15 protein-coding genes are annotated in these 13592 nt (G+C 36.9%); 4 read left to right on the top strand and 11 right to left on the bottom strand.

Features of this window, described 5'->3' with window-relative positions; all coding sequences use genetic code 11:
- Nucleotides 1-9: 9 nt before the first annotated feature.
- On the bottom strand, nucleotides 10-1782 hold the full coding sequence (locus tag QUF91_RS10845) for a glycerophosphoryl diester phosphodiesterase membrane domain-containing protein (RefSeq protein WP_289417773.1): 1773 nt from the start codon (nucleotides 1780-1782) through the stop codon (nucleotides 10-12).
- Between the two features lie 257 nt (nucleotides 1783-2039).
- Here QUF91_RS10845 and QUF91_RS10840 point away from each other — a divergent pair, with 257 nt between their 5' ends.
- Nucleotides 2040-2279 carry a hypothetical protein gene (locus tag QUF91_RS10840; protein ID WP_285395363.1) on the top strand — a complete coding sequence of 80 codons (240 nt, stop codon included), beginning with the start codon at nucleotides 2040-2042 and terminating at the stop codon, nucleotides 2277-2279.
- Between the two features lie 81 nt (nucleotides 2280-2360).
- Here QUF91_RS10840 and QUF91_RS10835 read toward each other — a convergent pair whose 3' ends face one another.
- The 3 genes from QUF91_RS10835 to QUF91_RS10825 form a co-directional block, all read right to left on the bottom strand.
- Entirely contained in the window at nucleotides 2361-3926 is a 1566-nt protein-coding gene (locus QUF91_RS10835; protein WP_289417772.1) for an amidohydrolase, read from the bottom strand.
- A gap of 13 nt (nucleotides 3927-3939) precedes the next feature.
- A complete protein-coding gene (locus tag QUF91_RS10830) occupies nucleotides 3940-4497 on the bottom strand; it encodes a biotin transporter BioY (protein WP_285395361.1) in 558 nt (185 codons plus the stop codon).
- A gap of 331 nt (nucleotides 4498-4828) precedes the next feature.
- Complete coding sequence (locus QUF91_RS10825; RefSeq protein WP_289417771.1) at nucleotides 4829-5005, bottom strand: hypothetical protein; 177 nt, start codon at nucleotides 5003-5005, stop codon at nucleotides 4829-4831.
- A 597-nt stretch (nucleotides 5006-5602) separates the two neighbouring features.
- On the opposite strand from QUF91_RS10825, the gene QUF91_RS10820 reads away from it, so the two are divergent.
- A complete protein-coding gene (locus QUF91_RS10820; protein WP_285395359.1) occupies nucleotides 5603-5812 on the top strand; it encodes a hypothetical protein in 210 nt (69 codons plus the stop codon).
- A gap of 28 nt (nucleotides 5813-5840) precedes the next feature.
- Nucleotides 5841-6803, top strand: coding sequence for a DUF2167 domain-containing protein (locus QUF91_RS10815; RefSeq protein WP_289417770.1), 963 nt, complete (start codon nucleotides 5841-5843; stop codon nucleotides 6801-6803).
- 336 nt (nucleotides 6804-7139) lie between these two features.
- Here the strand turns inward: QUF91_RS10815 and QUF91_RS10810 are convergent, their stop codons facing one another.
- The 4 genes from QUF91_RS10810 to QUF91_RS10795 form a co-directional block, all read right to left on the bottom strand.
- Nucleotides 7140-7808: a TIGR04104 family putative zinc finger protein gene (locus tag QUF91_RS10810; protein ID WP_285395357.1), complete on the bottom strand. Its 669-nt coding sequence runs from the start codon at nucleotides 7806-7808 to the stop codon at nucleotides 7140-7142.
- Complete coding sequence (locus QUF91_RS10805) at nucleotides 7795-8310, bottom strand: sigma-70 family RNA polymerase sigma factor (RefSeq protein ID WP_285395356.1); 516 nt, start codon at nucleotides 8308-8310, stop codon at nucleotides 7795-7797. Before QUF91_RS10805 ends, QUF91_RS10810 begins: the two co-directional genes overlap by 14 nt.
- A gap of 153 nt (nucleotides 8311-8463) precedes the next feature.
- Nucleotides 8464-8688, bottom strand: a complete 225-nt coding sequence (locus tag QUF91_RS10800; RefSeq protein ID WP_285395355.1) for a helix-turn-helix domain-containing protein — start codon at nucleotides 8686-8688, stop codon at nucleotides 8464-8466.
- Nucleotides 8689-8698: 10 nt separating this feature from the next.
- Entirely contained in the window at nucleotides 8699-9178 is a 480-nt protein-coding gene (locus tag QUF91_RS10795; RefSeq protein WP_289417769.1) for a DUF2975 domain-containing protein, read from the bottom strand.
- 488 nt (nucleotides 9179-9666) lie between these two features.
- Here QUF91_RS10795 and QUF91_RS10790 point away from each other — a divergent pair, with 488 nt between their 5' ends.
- Entirely contained in the window at nucleotides 9667-9996 is a 330-nt protein-coding gene (locus tag QUF91_RS10790; RefSeq protein ID WP_289420046.1) for an inorganic pyrophosphatase, read from the top strand.
- Nucleotides 9997-10131: 135 nt separating this feature from the next.
- On the opposite strand, the gene QUF91_RS10785 is transcribed toward QUF91_RS10790, so the two are convergent.
- From QUF91_RS10785 to QUF91_RS10775, 3 genes are all read right to left on the bottom strand, one after another.
- The gene (locus QUF91_RS10785) at nucleotides 10132-11580 is read right to left on the bottom strand and encodes a tetratricopeptide repeat-containing diguanylate cyclase (RefSeq protein ID WP_289417768.1); all 1449 of its coding nucleotides are present in this window, start codon (nucleotides 11578-11580) and stop codon (nucleotides 10132-10134) included.
- A gap of 208 nt (nucleotides 11581-11788) precedes the next feature.
- Nucleotides 11789-12991, bottom strand: coding sequence for a hypothetical protein (locus QUF91_RS10780; protein WP_289417767.1), 1203 nt, complete (start codon nucleotides 12989-12991; stop codon nucleotides 11789-11791).
- Nucleotides 12984-13490: a sigma-70 family RNA polymerase sigma factor gene (locus tag QUF91_RS10775; RefSeq protein WP_289417766.1), complete on the bottom strand. Its 507-nt coding sequence runs from the start codon at nucleotides 13488-13490 to the stop codon at nucleotides 12984-12986. Before QUF91_RS10775 ends, QUF91_RS10780 begins: the two co-directional genes overlap by 8 nt.
- Nucleotides 13491-13592 lie beyond the last annotated feature (102 nt).

The raw sequence follows: 13592 nt of genomic DNA, 5'->3' as shown, positions 1-13592 counted from the left end.
TATAAAGAATTAAAATATAAATTGCAGTCGATTGAGTACACGCTTTAAAAAGTATTGTTGTTCACTTTGCTTTGTTCGTATATCCAGGGCTACATCTGGGTCATCGGTTATGACGCCATTGACATTTTTCTCGATAAATTCTTGTAGTGAATGATCTTTATTCAATGTCCATACAAACAAATCAATTTTTTGTTGCTTCAGCTCTGCGATTAGCTGATCTGTTATCCAAGATTCCTCAAGTGAAATAAAATCTACAGTTTCAACGATAGGTCCGATATTTAATGCATAGACAATGCCAACACGTAAGTTGGGCGCCAATTTTTTTAGTTGTGCCATCATTTGTAGATCTGAAGACTGCACATAGTACGTATCGAGTACCTTATAAGTTTTTAGCTTTTCTACTAACTTGGGCAATACATCTTCCGTTTCTTTCCCATGAACTTTCAATTCAATCAGCAAGGCAACGTCGAGAGCCTTTGCTACTTCAATAAAATCATCTAAAGATGAAATTTTATCGTTAAAGCCATTTGCGTGAATCGTCAGCGTCTTTAATTCTCCGAGCGTCATATTGGCTATTACCCCATTTTTACCTGTCAATCTTCTTAATGTTCGATCGTGGAAAACAACGAATTCTCCATCAGCTGTTTGCTGAATATCAACCTCGATTAAATCTGCTCCAGCACTCGCTGCACTTACAAGACCACTGATCGTATTTTCAACATTACCAGCCGTATAGCCCCGATGAGCAATAATTTTTGTATTTGGTGCATAGACGCTTTTCTCAAGCGAAATAGTGTTCATGACACTTAATACGATGAATACAATCAAAATAATGAAAGACAATGGCTTATAGCGCCTTTTTTTATACTTCGGTGTAAACTTTAACTTACCTAAAACAGTTGTATTATAAGTAATAGCTACCATTACTTGTGAAAATGTTGCTTGTAGTAAACTAAGTAGCACCACGAAGACCATTTCTAAAAAAGCAAGCGTCATCCCTGCTGTAATAAGTGCTGCACTTGGCATAAAACGCTCTAACAGATATAGCGGCAAGGTGCTTATAACCGTAATTCCTAGCATTACGAGTAAATGACCCGCTAAAAGCATGGCAAACACTACAAGCAGTATAATCAGGCCACGTCTTGAAAAACGCCAGCTTTGTTTTAATGAACGAATTATAGATATCTTCGGTTGGATTATAAAAATCGGCAATGTCAAAATACTACGGATACCTATTATTACAAAAATACTCACTACAGCAGCATAGAGTAGCCTGCCAGAGAGACTGCCCATAATTTCATCTGTTAAAAAATGTGGAAGAGAGATTATTTGAGTTAACGTTAGTGGTAACATAAATGACGCTAATGGTAGTAATAGAGCAATATAGACAACTAAAAAAAGAACTTGCACACTAAAAAAAGAAATGACTTTACGGTTGAGCTGCTTCCATATGTGTAAAAATCGATAACGAATACCCTTTTGTTGGTGAAAGGCCATTAAAAAAAGAAAGCCCATTTCATAATAAATAAATAACAAAATGATCATGATTAAAAGAATGATCATAGAGATGACAAAAGGATGCGCAAAAAAGCTTTGAATATTTTGCTCAGTAATATGTGTATAGCCTGTTACTTTTAGCATTAGCTTCAATACGATAGTTGTCACCGGCATCATTAATAAAAACTGAAATAACCTCATCAGTGCAAAGACCTGTAGATAATCAATGCGATATATATAAATATTGTAGATGGCTTGTCGCATTACTTGTCCCGCTTTATGCATTCACTCACCCCAGTCAAACTATCGTATACCCTATCTTAAACATGTTTGCATTTTTTATAAGCTCTTCCTTTATGATATGTTAAGCCGTTTGATTCAAATTACCTTCAGCACTATAAATACAGTTTGTCCCATATAATATGCGAGGAAAAATAATAAGATTTGTGTATTTATGATGTTTAAAAATATTTTCTTGAAACTTTTTAATATGGAACTCAGTAAATAATAGTATCGATACAATTTGAAGGGGCCAAATATTTATGAGTCAAATAATTTTTAACTTCGGAGATATCATTAGTACAACCGTATTTCTTGTTATTTTCTTCATCATATTTTTCGTGATGATTAATATGATTAAAAAAATGAAGTCTACAGCTCCCTTGCCTCCACAGCAAACACTTCAGCAAAAAGTAGATGATTTATCATCACGAGTTAAAAGTCTAGAGCAACAAGTGAAAGATTTATCCCGCATTAACGGGCAGAAAGACAGTAGATCCTAAAACACGGGGGAAGGTATCATTACAGCCTATCCCTCTCTTTTTGTGGAATCACAAAAAAAAAACCGCTGTAAAGTTTATTCTTTACAGCGATTTATAAACGATTCGGCCATCAACAACCGTATATGTTACTTTAACTTGTGGAATGTTTTCGATATCTATTGTAAAAAGATCTTCCTCTAGAACCGTGAAGTCTGCTGCATAGTCCTTTTCAATCTTACCTCGAATATGGTCTTGCGCTATTATTTGTGCAGCTCCTACGGTATAGAGCTTTACTGCTTCAAAGCGTGAAATTTTCTCCTGTGGATTGTAGCCATCATGCAGCTCTCCAAAATTTCTTCTAGTCACCGCAGTATAGATACCGTACAAAGGATTTGGCACTTCAATTGGGGCATCGCTGCCACCTGCAACAACTAGCCCACGATCAAGCAGCGATTTTAACGGGTGCAAGCCTTGTGCTCGTTCCTTCCCTAGTCTAGCTAGTTCTGCTGCATATTCTCCCTGCACAAACTGCGGTTGCATATCCACTGCAATTGGTAGTGATGCAAGTTTTTCTAATATACCTTCATCAACTAAACTACAATGAATAACACGATCTAATTGACCCTCACGTGGTGGATAGGCTGCAAATACTTCTAAAATCGTTTCGATGGCTAAATCTCCAATGGCATGCACCGCTACTGTTTGTTCATGCTGACGAGCAAGTTGAACATATTCCTTTAATTGCTCTGTTGAATGTACAAGCATACCGCAATTGTCTAGCTCATCACAATACGGTTCACGTAAGGCAGCAGTACGTCCCCCAAAGGCACCGTCGATAAAGATCTTCATTGCACCAAATTCTAAATAGGGAGAAGATGTTTCTTGCATGTTCGCAACTTCCTCAAATACCGTATGATGTTGTAATAAATGAACTTTAAATGATTGCTGTACCTCGACAATCTTTTGAAAAGCATTTATTGGTTGAATCGGTGGCCCGTAATAGCTTAAATCTTCAGAATGACCACCTACTAAACCGAATGATTGCAGCGATACTACTGCTTTCTCAAGCGCATCCTCAATATATTCAGGCGTAATATGTGGCATGTGGTTAACAATCAAATACAAGGCAGCATCCTTTAATACACCTGTTAGACGTCCATCCACCTTATCAATCACGCCTCCCTCTGGTGAAGGGGTATCATTTGTTATGCCTGCAAATGCTAATGCCTTAGAATTAGCTAAGATTAAATGGTGACAACTTCGTTTAATAATGAGATGTGCTTCACCCAGAGCATCAAGCTCCGACAATGTTGGGAAAATAGGATCTTCAAATTGTGTCTCATTAAGCCCTATTGCGATCACCCATTCATTCGCGTGAACTTCAATCATCCGTTCACGAATAATTGCTAGTAGCTCGTCCTTACTTTGGACGTTCGATACATCAATATGCTTTAATTTTTCCCCATAGCCAATAATATGTAAATGACTATCGACAAAGCCCGGGTACATCACATTCCCTTGTAAATCTTGAATAGAAGCAGCATGTGGCGACAAGCTATCTACTGAGCCTGTCGCCACAATTTTTCCATCTTCTACAAGGACTGCTTCAACTGTTTCGCCAACTTGCGCCATCGTGTAAATTGTTCCACCTGTCCATAACGTTGCCAAAACAATTCTCCTCCTATGCAATCGCTTCTATTAAATGTGCACTTTCTAAACGTCGACGAACAATTACGCCAACCCATGCTGCTAGAACAGCTTTTAAAATACCAACAACGATAAATGGTGCAACGCCGCCCATAAATGCTGCTGTCCAACTTAAGTCTCCTACAACTTTTAACCAAACCGTTCCAAATGCTAATGTCACAACCATCCCAATCAGGTTAGCAATAATAGCGTGGAAGATCGTAATGCCAAATTTATCTAAGTATAAGCCCATAATGATTGCCGTAACTAGGAAGCCAACAATATAGCCACCGGTTGGGCCAACCAAAATTGCAAATCCTCCCGACATACCACTAAATACAGGAAGACCTACTGCTCCAAGTAAAATATATATCAGTACTGAAAACGTACCAAGTCTTGTCCCTAAAATCGTTACAATTAAGCCTACTGCTAATGTTTGTCCTGTAATCGGTACAGGTGAAAATGGTAATGGAATGCTAACTTGTGCTAACACTGCGATAATCGCTGCACCAAATGCCGCCAACACATAATTATATGTACTACTCTTTTTCAAACTAAATTGCCTCCCTTTGTGCGTTAACTCCAAGTATAAATAAGTTAACACAACGATAAAGCAAATGATAACTGTTGTCAATCTATTTTGAAATATTGCTATAGTGAACTAGCAATTTCTTTTCATAAAGGCCATTACCAAAGTGGTGTATTTATAGAATCGTCAACTTATATTTCAAACAAATAAAGGGTTATTTGATCAGATGTGGATCTTCACCAAAACGTGTGGTTGATTTCCGCTGCGTGCGAGCGTCGAGCCGCTTCCTCCGCTGATGTCGATGCCGCTACGTTGCATTACGCATTCGCACACAAAACATTCGTTGTTGCTGTCGCTACGCTTTCGCACAGATAAAACAGTTGTTGCTGTCGCTACGCTTTCGCACAGATAAAACAGTTGTTGCTGACGCTTCGCATTCGCACAGAAAACATTCGCTCCATGCAGGGTCTCGTCTGTCTCGCTTTCCCGCTGGAAGCTTTGCTCTGCAACGAAAGCAAAGCGACCGGAGCACTCAAGTAGCCCTACGCTACAATCAGTTAAAATTGGAATACATTAGCAAAACAACAACTGAAAAACCCTTATATGTAGCTCAATAATAATCCTATTTTTTCCTAATCAACACACCTATTATTTGATGAAACAAGAAAATCTCACCAACCATATAAAATCAATTCTAATTAAAGGTTATCAAAAAATAATGGCTCATCACCATAGCGTGTAATTGATTTCCGTTCGACTGGGCGCTCTCTTAGGGGCGTCCGGTCGGAAAGAAGATCAACCTATAATTAACAAATGTCATCCACAACTTTTGGTGATGTCCCAAAATAGTGTAATATGATTAGTCGCATATGCATATTGAATGTCGATTCGTCAACGATCTGCAATTTACGTTAGTTTTTTGACCACAATTAGTACATTAAGATTGGAAGTGTTCTGAAAAAGGCCCGTATCCCAAAAATGAAAAACGGGTAATTTAGCCCCCAACACAAGCGAGCAAGCGGCAGAAATTGTACCAGAATGTTTTAATTTCCAGAAAAATATAGGTTGCCACATTTTGGCTTATATGATAATCTACAGAAGTATTTTTCCATTATTAAGGAGGTTATTTATGAAAAGTGTTGGTATCTTGTTTTTAATTTTAGGGTTAGGTGCATTCATACTGCCGTATTTCGGTCTACAATTCAAAGTATTTACCGTTTTTGGCAAAATTTTTGGCGGAGGCGAAACTATTGCCGAAATTGCTCTTGCATGTATCGGCGCCGTCCTATTAGGCATTCATTTATTTAAAGGAAAGAAGGACAAGTCGTCCGCTGCGTAAGAACACATGGTTTGGGAGGAAGCTATTTTTGAAATCTTGGATTACAAAACTATTAAAATCAGTAACTATTATGACTTTTATTATGACGGTGTGTGCGGCTCCTGCATTCGCCGAAGAGACGTTGAATTGGGTAGAAGGTGGACAGAAAGTCGACGTGGGAACCAATTTAGCGGAACTGCAGTTAGGCAACGAATTTATTTTTCTTGATGAAGAAAATACAAAAAAGTACTTAACGCAGAACGGAATGGAAGCGAACGGATCAGAAATCGGTGTGGTTTTCCCAAAGGATGAAAAACAGACTTGGGCAGTTTATTTCGAATATTCTGAATCCGGGCATATAAAAGATGACGAGAAAACGGAAATCGATGCTGACGCCTTGCTGGAAAGCTACAAAAAAGGCACGGAAGAAATGAATAAAGATCTCAGTCCTGAAAATCAGTTATTCGTTGATGAATGGGATGTCGCTCCGTTCTACGACAACGACTTACACAGTTTATCGTGGTCATTATTGGCACATGATTATCAGGACAACGGTGTTATTAACTACAATGTGCGCCTTCTAACGCGCGAAGGCTATATCTCGGCGATACTCGTCTCAGATCCGGCGAATTTGCAGGCGGACCGTATAGTGTTTAACAACAAGATCCTGTCGCAGTTTAACCTAAAGCAGGGCCAACGATATGAGGATTTTGACAGCAAAACCGATAAAGAAGCTGAATTCGGATTGACTGGATTAATTCTCGGAGGCGCGGGTCTGGCGGTTGCTAAAAAAGCAGGTTTGTTTGCTGTGCTCATCCCTCTATTGAAGAAGTTTGGTATCGTGATTGTGATAGCTGGCGGCGCGATTTGGGGATTTGTTCGCAGAAGAATCGGATTGAAGAAAGCGCAGTCGGAGGAACAACCGACACAATCAGAGCAACCGGAGCAACCTGCACAATCGGAACAACCGTCACAAGACGAAAACAAGGAGATTGACAAGCAGAAAGTTTAATTGGCAGAGGAATAACTGCTAAACGTTTCGCAGATGTGGTTATCAAATTGTCCAAAAAATCTCAATAATCAAAACCCCTCTTGATCGCTCGATAGCCGAGTGATTAGGAGGGGCTTTTCATATCGTTTTTTCATTTAAAGAAGAGTCTTATAAATATAAGCTGCGCAAGTCCGAATCCGGTTGCGATTAACACTTGAAGCATGAACGAGTGTTTCAGCACGTATTTGCCGATTCGCGTCGTTCCTGTACGGTCCACTGCGATAACGTTTGGATAATTCGAAATGAAGAAGAGCTGTAACTGCCAGGAACATGACAATGAGTGCGGCAGTAAAATAATTACCAAAGCGGATCGTTCATAGGGTCATCTTCTTGTAAATCAAATACATATGGTGCTAGTAGTCGATAATAAATAAAAGCACCAGCTAAAAAGAAAATTGTCCCGATTGAAATATTATCAAAAACTATATGCATAAAAACCATAAGAGGAATAGGAAATGTTAAAATACCACCCATGTTAATAGATTTTCTTGTGCGATATTGTTTTTTTCCACAATAAGGACATTCGAGTTGTCCATTTTTCCGGTACATTTTTCGAGATTGCTTCACTGACCATGTTTCGCCACACTCAATACACACCGGTAGGCCATATCCCTTTTTGATTAACACACGTTTAATAATAAAGGAAATCCCTACCAAAAAGCTAAAAAGCAATATACCTTTTACTAAATCGTATTGTAAAAATGTCCAAATACTCCATGTATCCGCTTCTTGTTTTAAGCTCGCAGCCTGATGACTTCCTGTATGTTGGTCTTTATTCTGCGATAATAAATAACTAAAACCAATCACAAAAATCGTAAACGTTGCAAGCACTACACGGTATTGCCACGGATTACTTTTTCTTCGCTCACTTTTACTACGAGCTTTTTGTGCAATCATTTGTTTTCGCTCTTCTGAGAGTTTTACATCTTGAAGTTCTTTTAGCACATCTTCTTTAAATTGATTCATGGCGTAACACCTCCCAATCATAGTCACCGATAGCTACTGCAAGCTGTTTTCTAGCACGTTGTAATCTAGTGCGTACTGTTGCTTCCGGACAACACACGAGCTGTGCAATTTCCACTGTTGTCATATCCTCAAAATAATAGAGAATAAGGACTTCTCTGTATGCCATAGATAATGTAAACAAAGCTTCCACAAGCTCTTGTTTTGTGGACTTTGCAAGAAATTCTTTTTCAGGTGTAACTGCTGTCGTACGTCCTGTTATTTTTTCAAATAGTGCCAGCCGTTTGCTTTTCCAGCTTCGCAAATAATCATGGCTTCGATTGACCGTCATTTTTACTAAATATGTACGTAATGATGATTCTTGCCGAAATTGTTCCTGCTTTTGATAAAAGGCGATAAACACATCCTGCACAATGTCCTCAGCTGTTGCTTCATTTTTCACATATAAATAAGCAACCTTTAGTAAATAGTCACCGTGCTCAGCAATAATTTTTTCGATATTCATTGTTGTCCTCACCTTCTTTCTAAACTACAGACGGACGTCACTTCATTTCCGATTCATTTTTTTTAAAAATTTTTTAAAGAAAAGAATCTGCAAAATTCCAACGACGATTCGCTGAAATAAAGCAGATTCTTAACTAGGTTTTTCAATCCAATTTTATAATCCTTGAGTATCTTCGTTTCTTTTGTATTCCAAAATATCTCCAGGCTGACATTCTAATGCCTCGCAAATTGCCTCTAAAGTTGAAAAACGAATCGCTTTTGCTTTTCCATTCTTCAAAATAGAAAGATTAGCCATCGTAATTCCAACCTTCTCCGAAAGCTCTGTTACGCTCATTTTCCTTTTAGCTAGCATCACATCAATATTAATTATCATTGCCATATTATTCACCTCAGACCGTTAAATCATTTTCTGATTTTATATCTATGGCATTTTTCAAGAGCTTTTGAAGAACTGCAGCAAAGACTGCAATTACAAACGAAGCAAAAATAATGACCATTCCGATTACAATAATACCCGGTGCGTCGTCTATATCCGCCATGAGATAAAATAGAGGCATGCCTATCACATACATGCTACTGATAATGATTGCACAATATTTTATATTTTTTAAAGCTCTAACAGACAAATCCGAAAAAGCTTCATTCTTGTCAATATAGCTTAAAAGTCTTAAAGCCATATATAAGGCTACGAAAAACACTATCGCTGTTACATATACACCAATTAAAGTGGGATATTGTAAATAAGCTAACTTTGGATAATGCTCTGCTGCTTTATTAGAGAACCAAGGCAACCAAAATATACACAAAGCAAGAACCGGAATTCCTATAAGAAAAACAGCAATCTTTAAAAAGAGTGTTTCTCGTTTCATAAAAAGCACCTCATCTATTTATTGTCAATTAGAACTTAACACAGTATTTATCGTTTCACAATAATCTTTTATTCATTTTAACGATATTATTATCGTTTGCATAAATTTCATCAAGTGTATCGATTAACCATTTTTATACATTCGAAGAGGCTGATTTCCGCTACGGTCTACTCACTTTCCCGCGGGAGTCGAGTAGACCGTAGCTACAATCAGTTAAAATGGAGATATTTTAGCAAAGTGGTAACGAAAAAATCTTTTTCACCACTCAATAATAAACCTATTTTTCCTAATCAACACGCCTGTAATCAATTAAAGATGGGTCAATATATATTTTCGTAATCAACATACCTAAAATTTTATTAATTAATTTTAGACAATGTTAAAACTCTTTTGATGATATTATCTTGAGTGCTATAATCAGGAAAGATAAAAATCAAAGCTCAATAGTGTTAATCCTTTAAAATATCGCGAGAGGATGATTGCTTAACATGAAGTCTATGGAATTAATTGTAACGATAGATAGGCCGATTGGATACGTTGATAATTATAACAATGTTTACCCAATTAATTATGGTTATATCCCTGGTCTGATAGGTGGTGATGCTGAAGAACAAGATGCATATATCATCTCAAAAAGAAAGCAAGAACCACTCGAATCATTTACTGGAAATTTAGTCGCCATTATTCATAGAAATGATGATATCGAGGATAAATGGGTAGTTGGTTTACCAAATGAAGAATTTTCAGTTGAGGAAATTTGGGAGCAAGTTAGTTTTATGGAGCAATATTTTGATGCAGTCATCGAAATAATTAAATAAAAATTTCATGAGTTTCCGAACTCCCAATCCAATAATGAAAAGTTTTTTTCACAGAAAAAAATGGAGAGTTTTCTTCTCTCCAAATTAAGTCTAACTTTTGGGGTTCAGCACCACATTAGGCATGCCCCTTTTCTATTATCTACTATTTCCCACTTCACTATAATGGTTATAGATTGTTATTTGGTTTCGTCCATTACGCTTTGACGTATAGAGTGCTTGATCCGCATTTTGAATTAGTTCCTCAACTTCTGTAATGTGCCCTATTTTATTTGTACTTACGCCAATGCTGAATTCCAAATGAACGACCTCATCATTCATTGTTAAGAACAGAGGAGTTAATGTTTGATAGAGATTTTCCGCCATCGTTTGAACAGCTTCGCCCTCCTTTAATTGGATAAGGACAATAAACTCATCTCCTCCAAAGCGGGCGACAATCGATTCAAACCGATGAAAAAATTCCTTTAATGTAGTTGCAGTAATCGTCAATGCATCATCCCCAAATAAATGACCATTTGTATCATTAATTGTTTTAAAATGGTCTAAATCAATCATCAATAGCGCTAATTGCTGATTTTCTGTTAAAGCTTTTCCTACCATTTTCTCTGCCTTCTCATCAAAATAACGACGATTATAAATATTCGTTAAAGGATCAATATAAGAAGTTTTTTCTAATTGCTTCTTCTGGTCATTGTATTCCATCTCAAATAACACATGCGTATAATTTTCCCTCTGGATTTCCAGTAAAATATTTATATATTCCTTTTGTATCGAACATAAGACAATTTTGTTACCTTGCTCTTCTATTAGTTTCACTAAAGAATTGTAGATGGTTTGAAGCAAAGATAAATCATTATTTTGTAAAGCATAGTGCTTCGACTTTTGATACCAATCTATTGCCTCGCCAATGCGTCCTTGTTTTTCACAAAACAAAGCATATGCATTCATAACCTCCAATTGCACCTTGGAATATGGTGGTTTCTGAACCGTCTTCAGCAGCTCTTGCAATATTTCATTTGCTTCATCAAATTCCCCTAACCAAATTTGTGCAATAGCTAAGTTTGTTTTGGGATGAATAATTCCTGTATAAGGATTGTCATACTTCCTCTCAAAAGCATTAGCGTAGTATAGGCTCTTTAAAGCAAACTCTTTTGCCTTATGATAACTTCCCAATGAAATTTCTAAATCACTTAAATTATTATAAATTTTCCCCATGCTTTCTATATGCTGAATACGCTCAGCAATATTTAGTCCCTTGATCATAAATTCTTCTGATTTCTTTAAATGACCAAATGTCCCCCAGTAAATGGACGCTAAAATATAATGATGGATTAAATCGATATCATCACCATATTGAAAGGTTAATTCACGATATTGCTCAAGCACACTAATGGAAACTTGTAAATCACCTGTTTGAAAATAGCTTGCACAGCGATAACGTAATAAAAGGATTGCTTTTTTATACATACCAAGCGCAATGGCACTTTCTATTGCAGTACTACTTAATTCTATATATTCTAAAAAGCGATTTGCGTTATATAATTCATTTAGCGTAATCCATAATTCTTCAAATTCTTGTGTGTTCATACCGCCCCTCCTTATATTACCCCTCACTTCTTTAATACTATCTTCATGTGTAATATATTACAATTCTTCAGGCTCATTTTTTTCAAATTACTGAGCAAATTTTACCTAATAATAACATTTAATGATTAATTTATCCTAATAATTTTATTCAATCTGTACAATTACTATAGTTTGCTAACAAAAACAAGCCTCTTCTAATAGAGACTTGTTAAGATTCTTCAATACCTAATATCGCCTTTAACTCTTGTGATTTTTTTTGGCTAAAATGTACAGCACCGTATTCCAGCTTATGCACATATAGTGATTGACCGTAACTATTCCAGACATCTACACGTACTCCCTCTAGCATAAATGTATAATCTGGAGGGTCTTTCATATCTTCTGGGGGCTGCCACTCCGTTTGATGAAAGAATTGAATGACTTCCTGTTCATTTTGGATGTTGAGCTTAGTAGTAACTGTTGGATCAAAAATCTCCACATTGTTTAATGAGCCGTAGTGTGTGACTTTTCCACCTTCTTCAATTGATTCATTGCTTTTTGAATCTAAACGGACATAATCGCCTTTCTTAACGGGAAAATCATCTACTACCGGATACCAAGTAGCATTTTGATATTTTTTCATAATTTGTGCTTGAGTAAGTATTTCTAAGTCTTCTGGAATAGCTCCTTCAACAAATAGAAAGGCATTGGATTCTACTTTTATGACTGTACCTATATACATAATTCCATGTGAACTACTTGAACTATTCTTAATTCCTTGTTGCTCCTGAAACGCTTTTGCCTGTTCTGCAAAATGCTTATTAAAATAACGGAGTGCATCTTCGGCGGCAATTTGTTGTACCAAACCATTCGGAAAAGTTGGATATTTATCTAAATAAAAGGTACCAAGCTTTTTTTTAGCTGTATACATCGGTAACAGTGGCTCAATATACGTCTTAAAATATTTTTTGATTCCCTTCTCTTTAAAAAGATCAGCGTATTCAGGTAATTGTTTTAGCATCGTAAGATTGTCATAGTGCTCCTTCCTCGTAGCCTCTAACTCTGCCTCAGAATATTGAAGACCTAGTGACTGTGCATAATAATAAGTGGCCATTAGCTTCTTGTATTTTTCATAAGCCTCTTCTGTATAAAACTCCTCGTCTTGTTCGCCCCAATAAATGCGCATAGTATTTTCAAAATGAGCAAGCTGTGTATCGTTAAACAAGTTTGCCGATTGCTTCGTTTCTTTATTCAATAGTTGCACTATGATAAATCCAAAGAAGCATAACGTCACAATCGTCGTTAATAACGCGAAACGAATGGGTTTTTTCGGTTTAATATCATGCTGCTGAAAGACACGTTTTTTAACACGTTCTTTACTCGCTACCATATCTCCTGCAACTTTCACCAATTCTTTTTGCCATTCATTCATGTCCAAGCACCTCCCATTCCTCCTGCTTTAGATGAGGCTTTAGGGCTTCTCTTGCCCTTCGAAGCCTTGTTTTAACAGTGTTTTCTGCAATACCTAGAACCTGTGCTATGTCGGCAATTTTCATTTCTTCATAGTAGTAAAGAATTATTGGCTCTCTATATAATAATGGCAGTTTTAAGATAGCTGCCCCAATATGTGATCTTTCCTCCGCTTCAATCAGTGCTTCGCGCTGTTTGTTAGCCTTCACCGGAAATATTTTCTCTTGTAAAATTAATTTTTTATAATGCCAGCTTTTTAAATAATCCTTGCTTTTATTAATCGTTAATGTCGATAAATAAGCACGTAGCTGTCCACGTTCCTCATAATCATGCTGAGAAAATTTTATAAAAACCTCCTGCACGATATCCTCTGCCGCGTGCCTATTTTTCACGTAAAAATAGGCAAGACGCAATAAATGCTCTGCATGTTCATCCATAATTTTCTCAAGTATGCCTTCCACCTCCCCCTCTTACACTATAAACGACTGCCAATAAATGACCGTTTCACATATTTCCGAAAAATTTTAATAAATCATATTGACCTTGGAGCATACTCCAATGTT

Origin of the sequence: Lysinibacillus sp. G4S2 (genome assembly GCF_030348505.1) — a bacterium.
In the GTDB taxonomy this organism is placed as follows: domain Bacteria; phylum Bacillota; class Bacilli; order Bacillales_A; family Planococcaceae; genus Lysinibacillus.
The sequence above is the reverse complement of the archived record's forward strand: the minus strand, read 5'-3'. Positions and strand labels throughout refer to the sequence as shown.

Bases quoted from the DNA above. Each gene is read 5' to 3' on its own strand.
- QUF91_RS10800 (WP_285395355.1), bottom strand. From the start codon at position 8,688: ATGGCAATGATAATTAATATTGATGTGATGCTAGCTAAAAGGAAAATG.
- QUF91_RS10840 (WP_285395363.1), top strand. From the start codon at position 2,040: ATGAGTCAAATAATTTTTAACTTCGGAGATATCATTAGTACAACCGTA.
- QUF91_RS10820 (WP_285395359.1), top strand. From the start codon at position 5,603: ATGAAAAGTGTTGGTATCTTGTTTTTAATTTTAGGGTTAGGTGCATTC.
- QUF91_RS10780 (WP_289417767.1), bottom strand. From the start codon at position 12,991: ATGAATGAATGGCAAAAAGAATTGGTGAAAGTTGCAGGAGATATGGTA.
- QUF91_RS10805 (WP_285395356.1), bottom strand. From the start codon at position 8,310: ATGAATATCGAAAAAATTATTGCTGAGCACGGTGACTATTTACTAAAG.
- QUF91_RS10785 (WP_289417768.1), bottom strand. From the start codon at position 11,580: ATGAACACACAAGAATTTGAAGAATTATGGATTACGCTAAATGAATTA.
- QUF91_RS10790 (WP_289420046.1), top strand. From the start codon at position 9,667: ATGAAGTCTATGGAATTAATTGTAACGATAGATAGGCCGATTGGATAC.
- QUF91_RS10795 (WP_289417769.1), bottom strand. From the start codon at position 9,178: ATGAAACGAGAAACACTCTTTTTAAAGATTGCTGTTTTTCTTATAGGA.
- QUF91_RS10810 (WP_285395357.1), bottom strand. From the start codon at position 7,808: ATGAATCAATTTAAAGAAGATGTGCTAAAAGAACTTCAAGATGTAAAA.
- QUF91_RS10845 (WP_289417773.1), bottom strand. From the start codon at position 1,782: ATGCATAAAGCGGGACAAGTAATGCGACAAGCCATCTACAATATTTAT.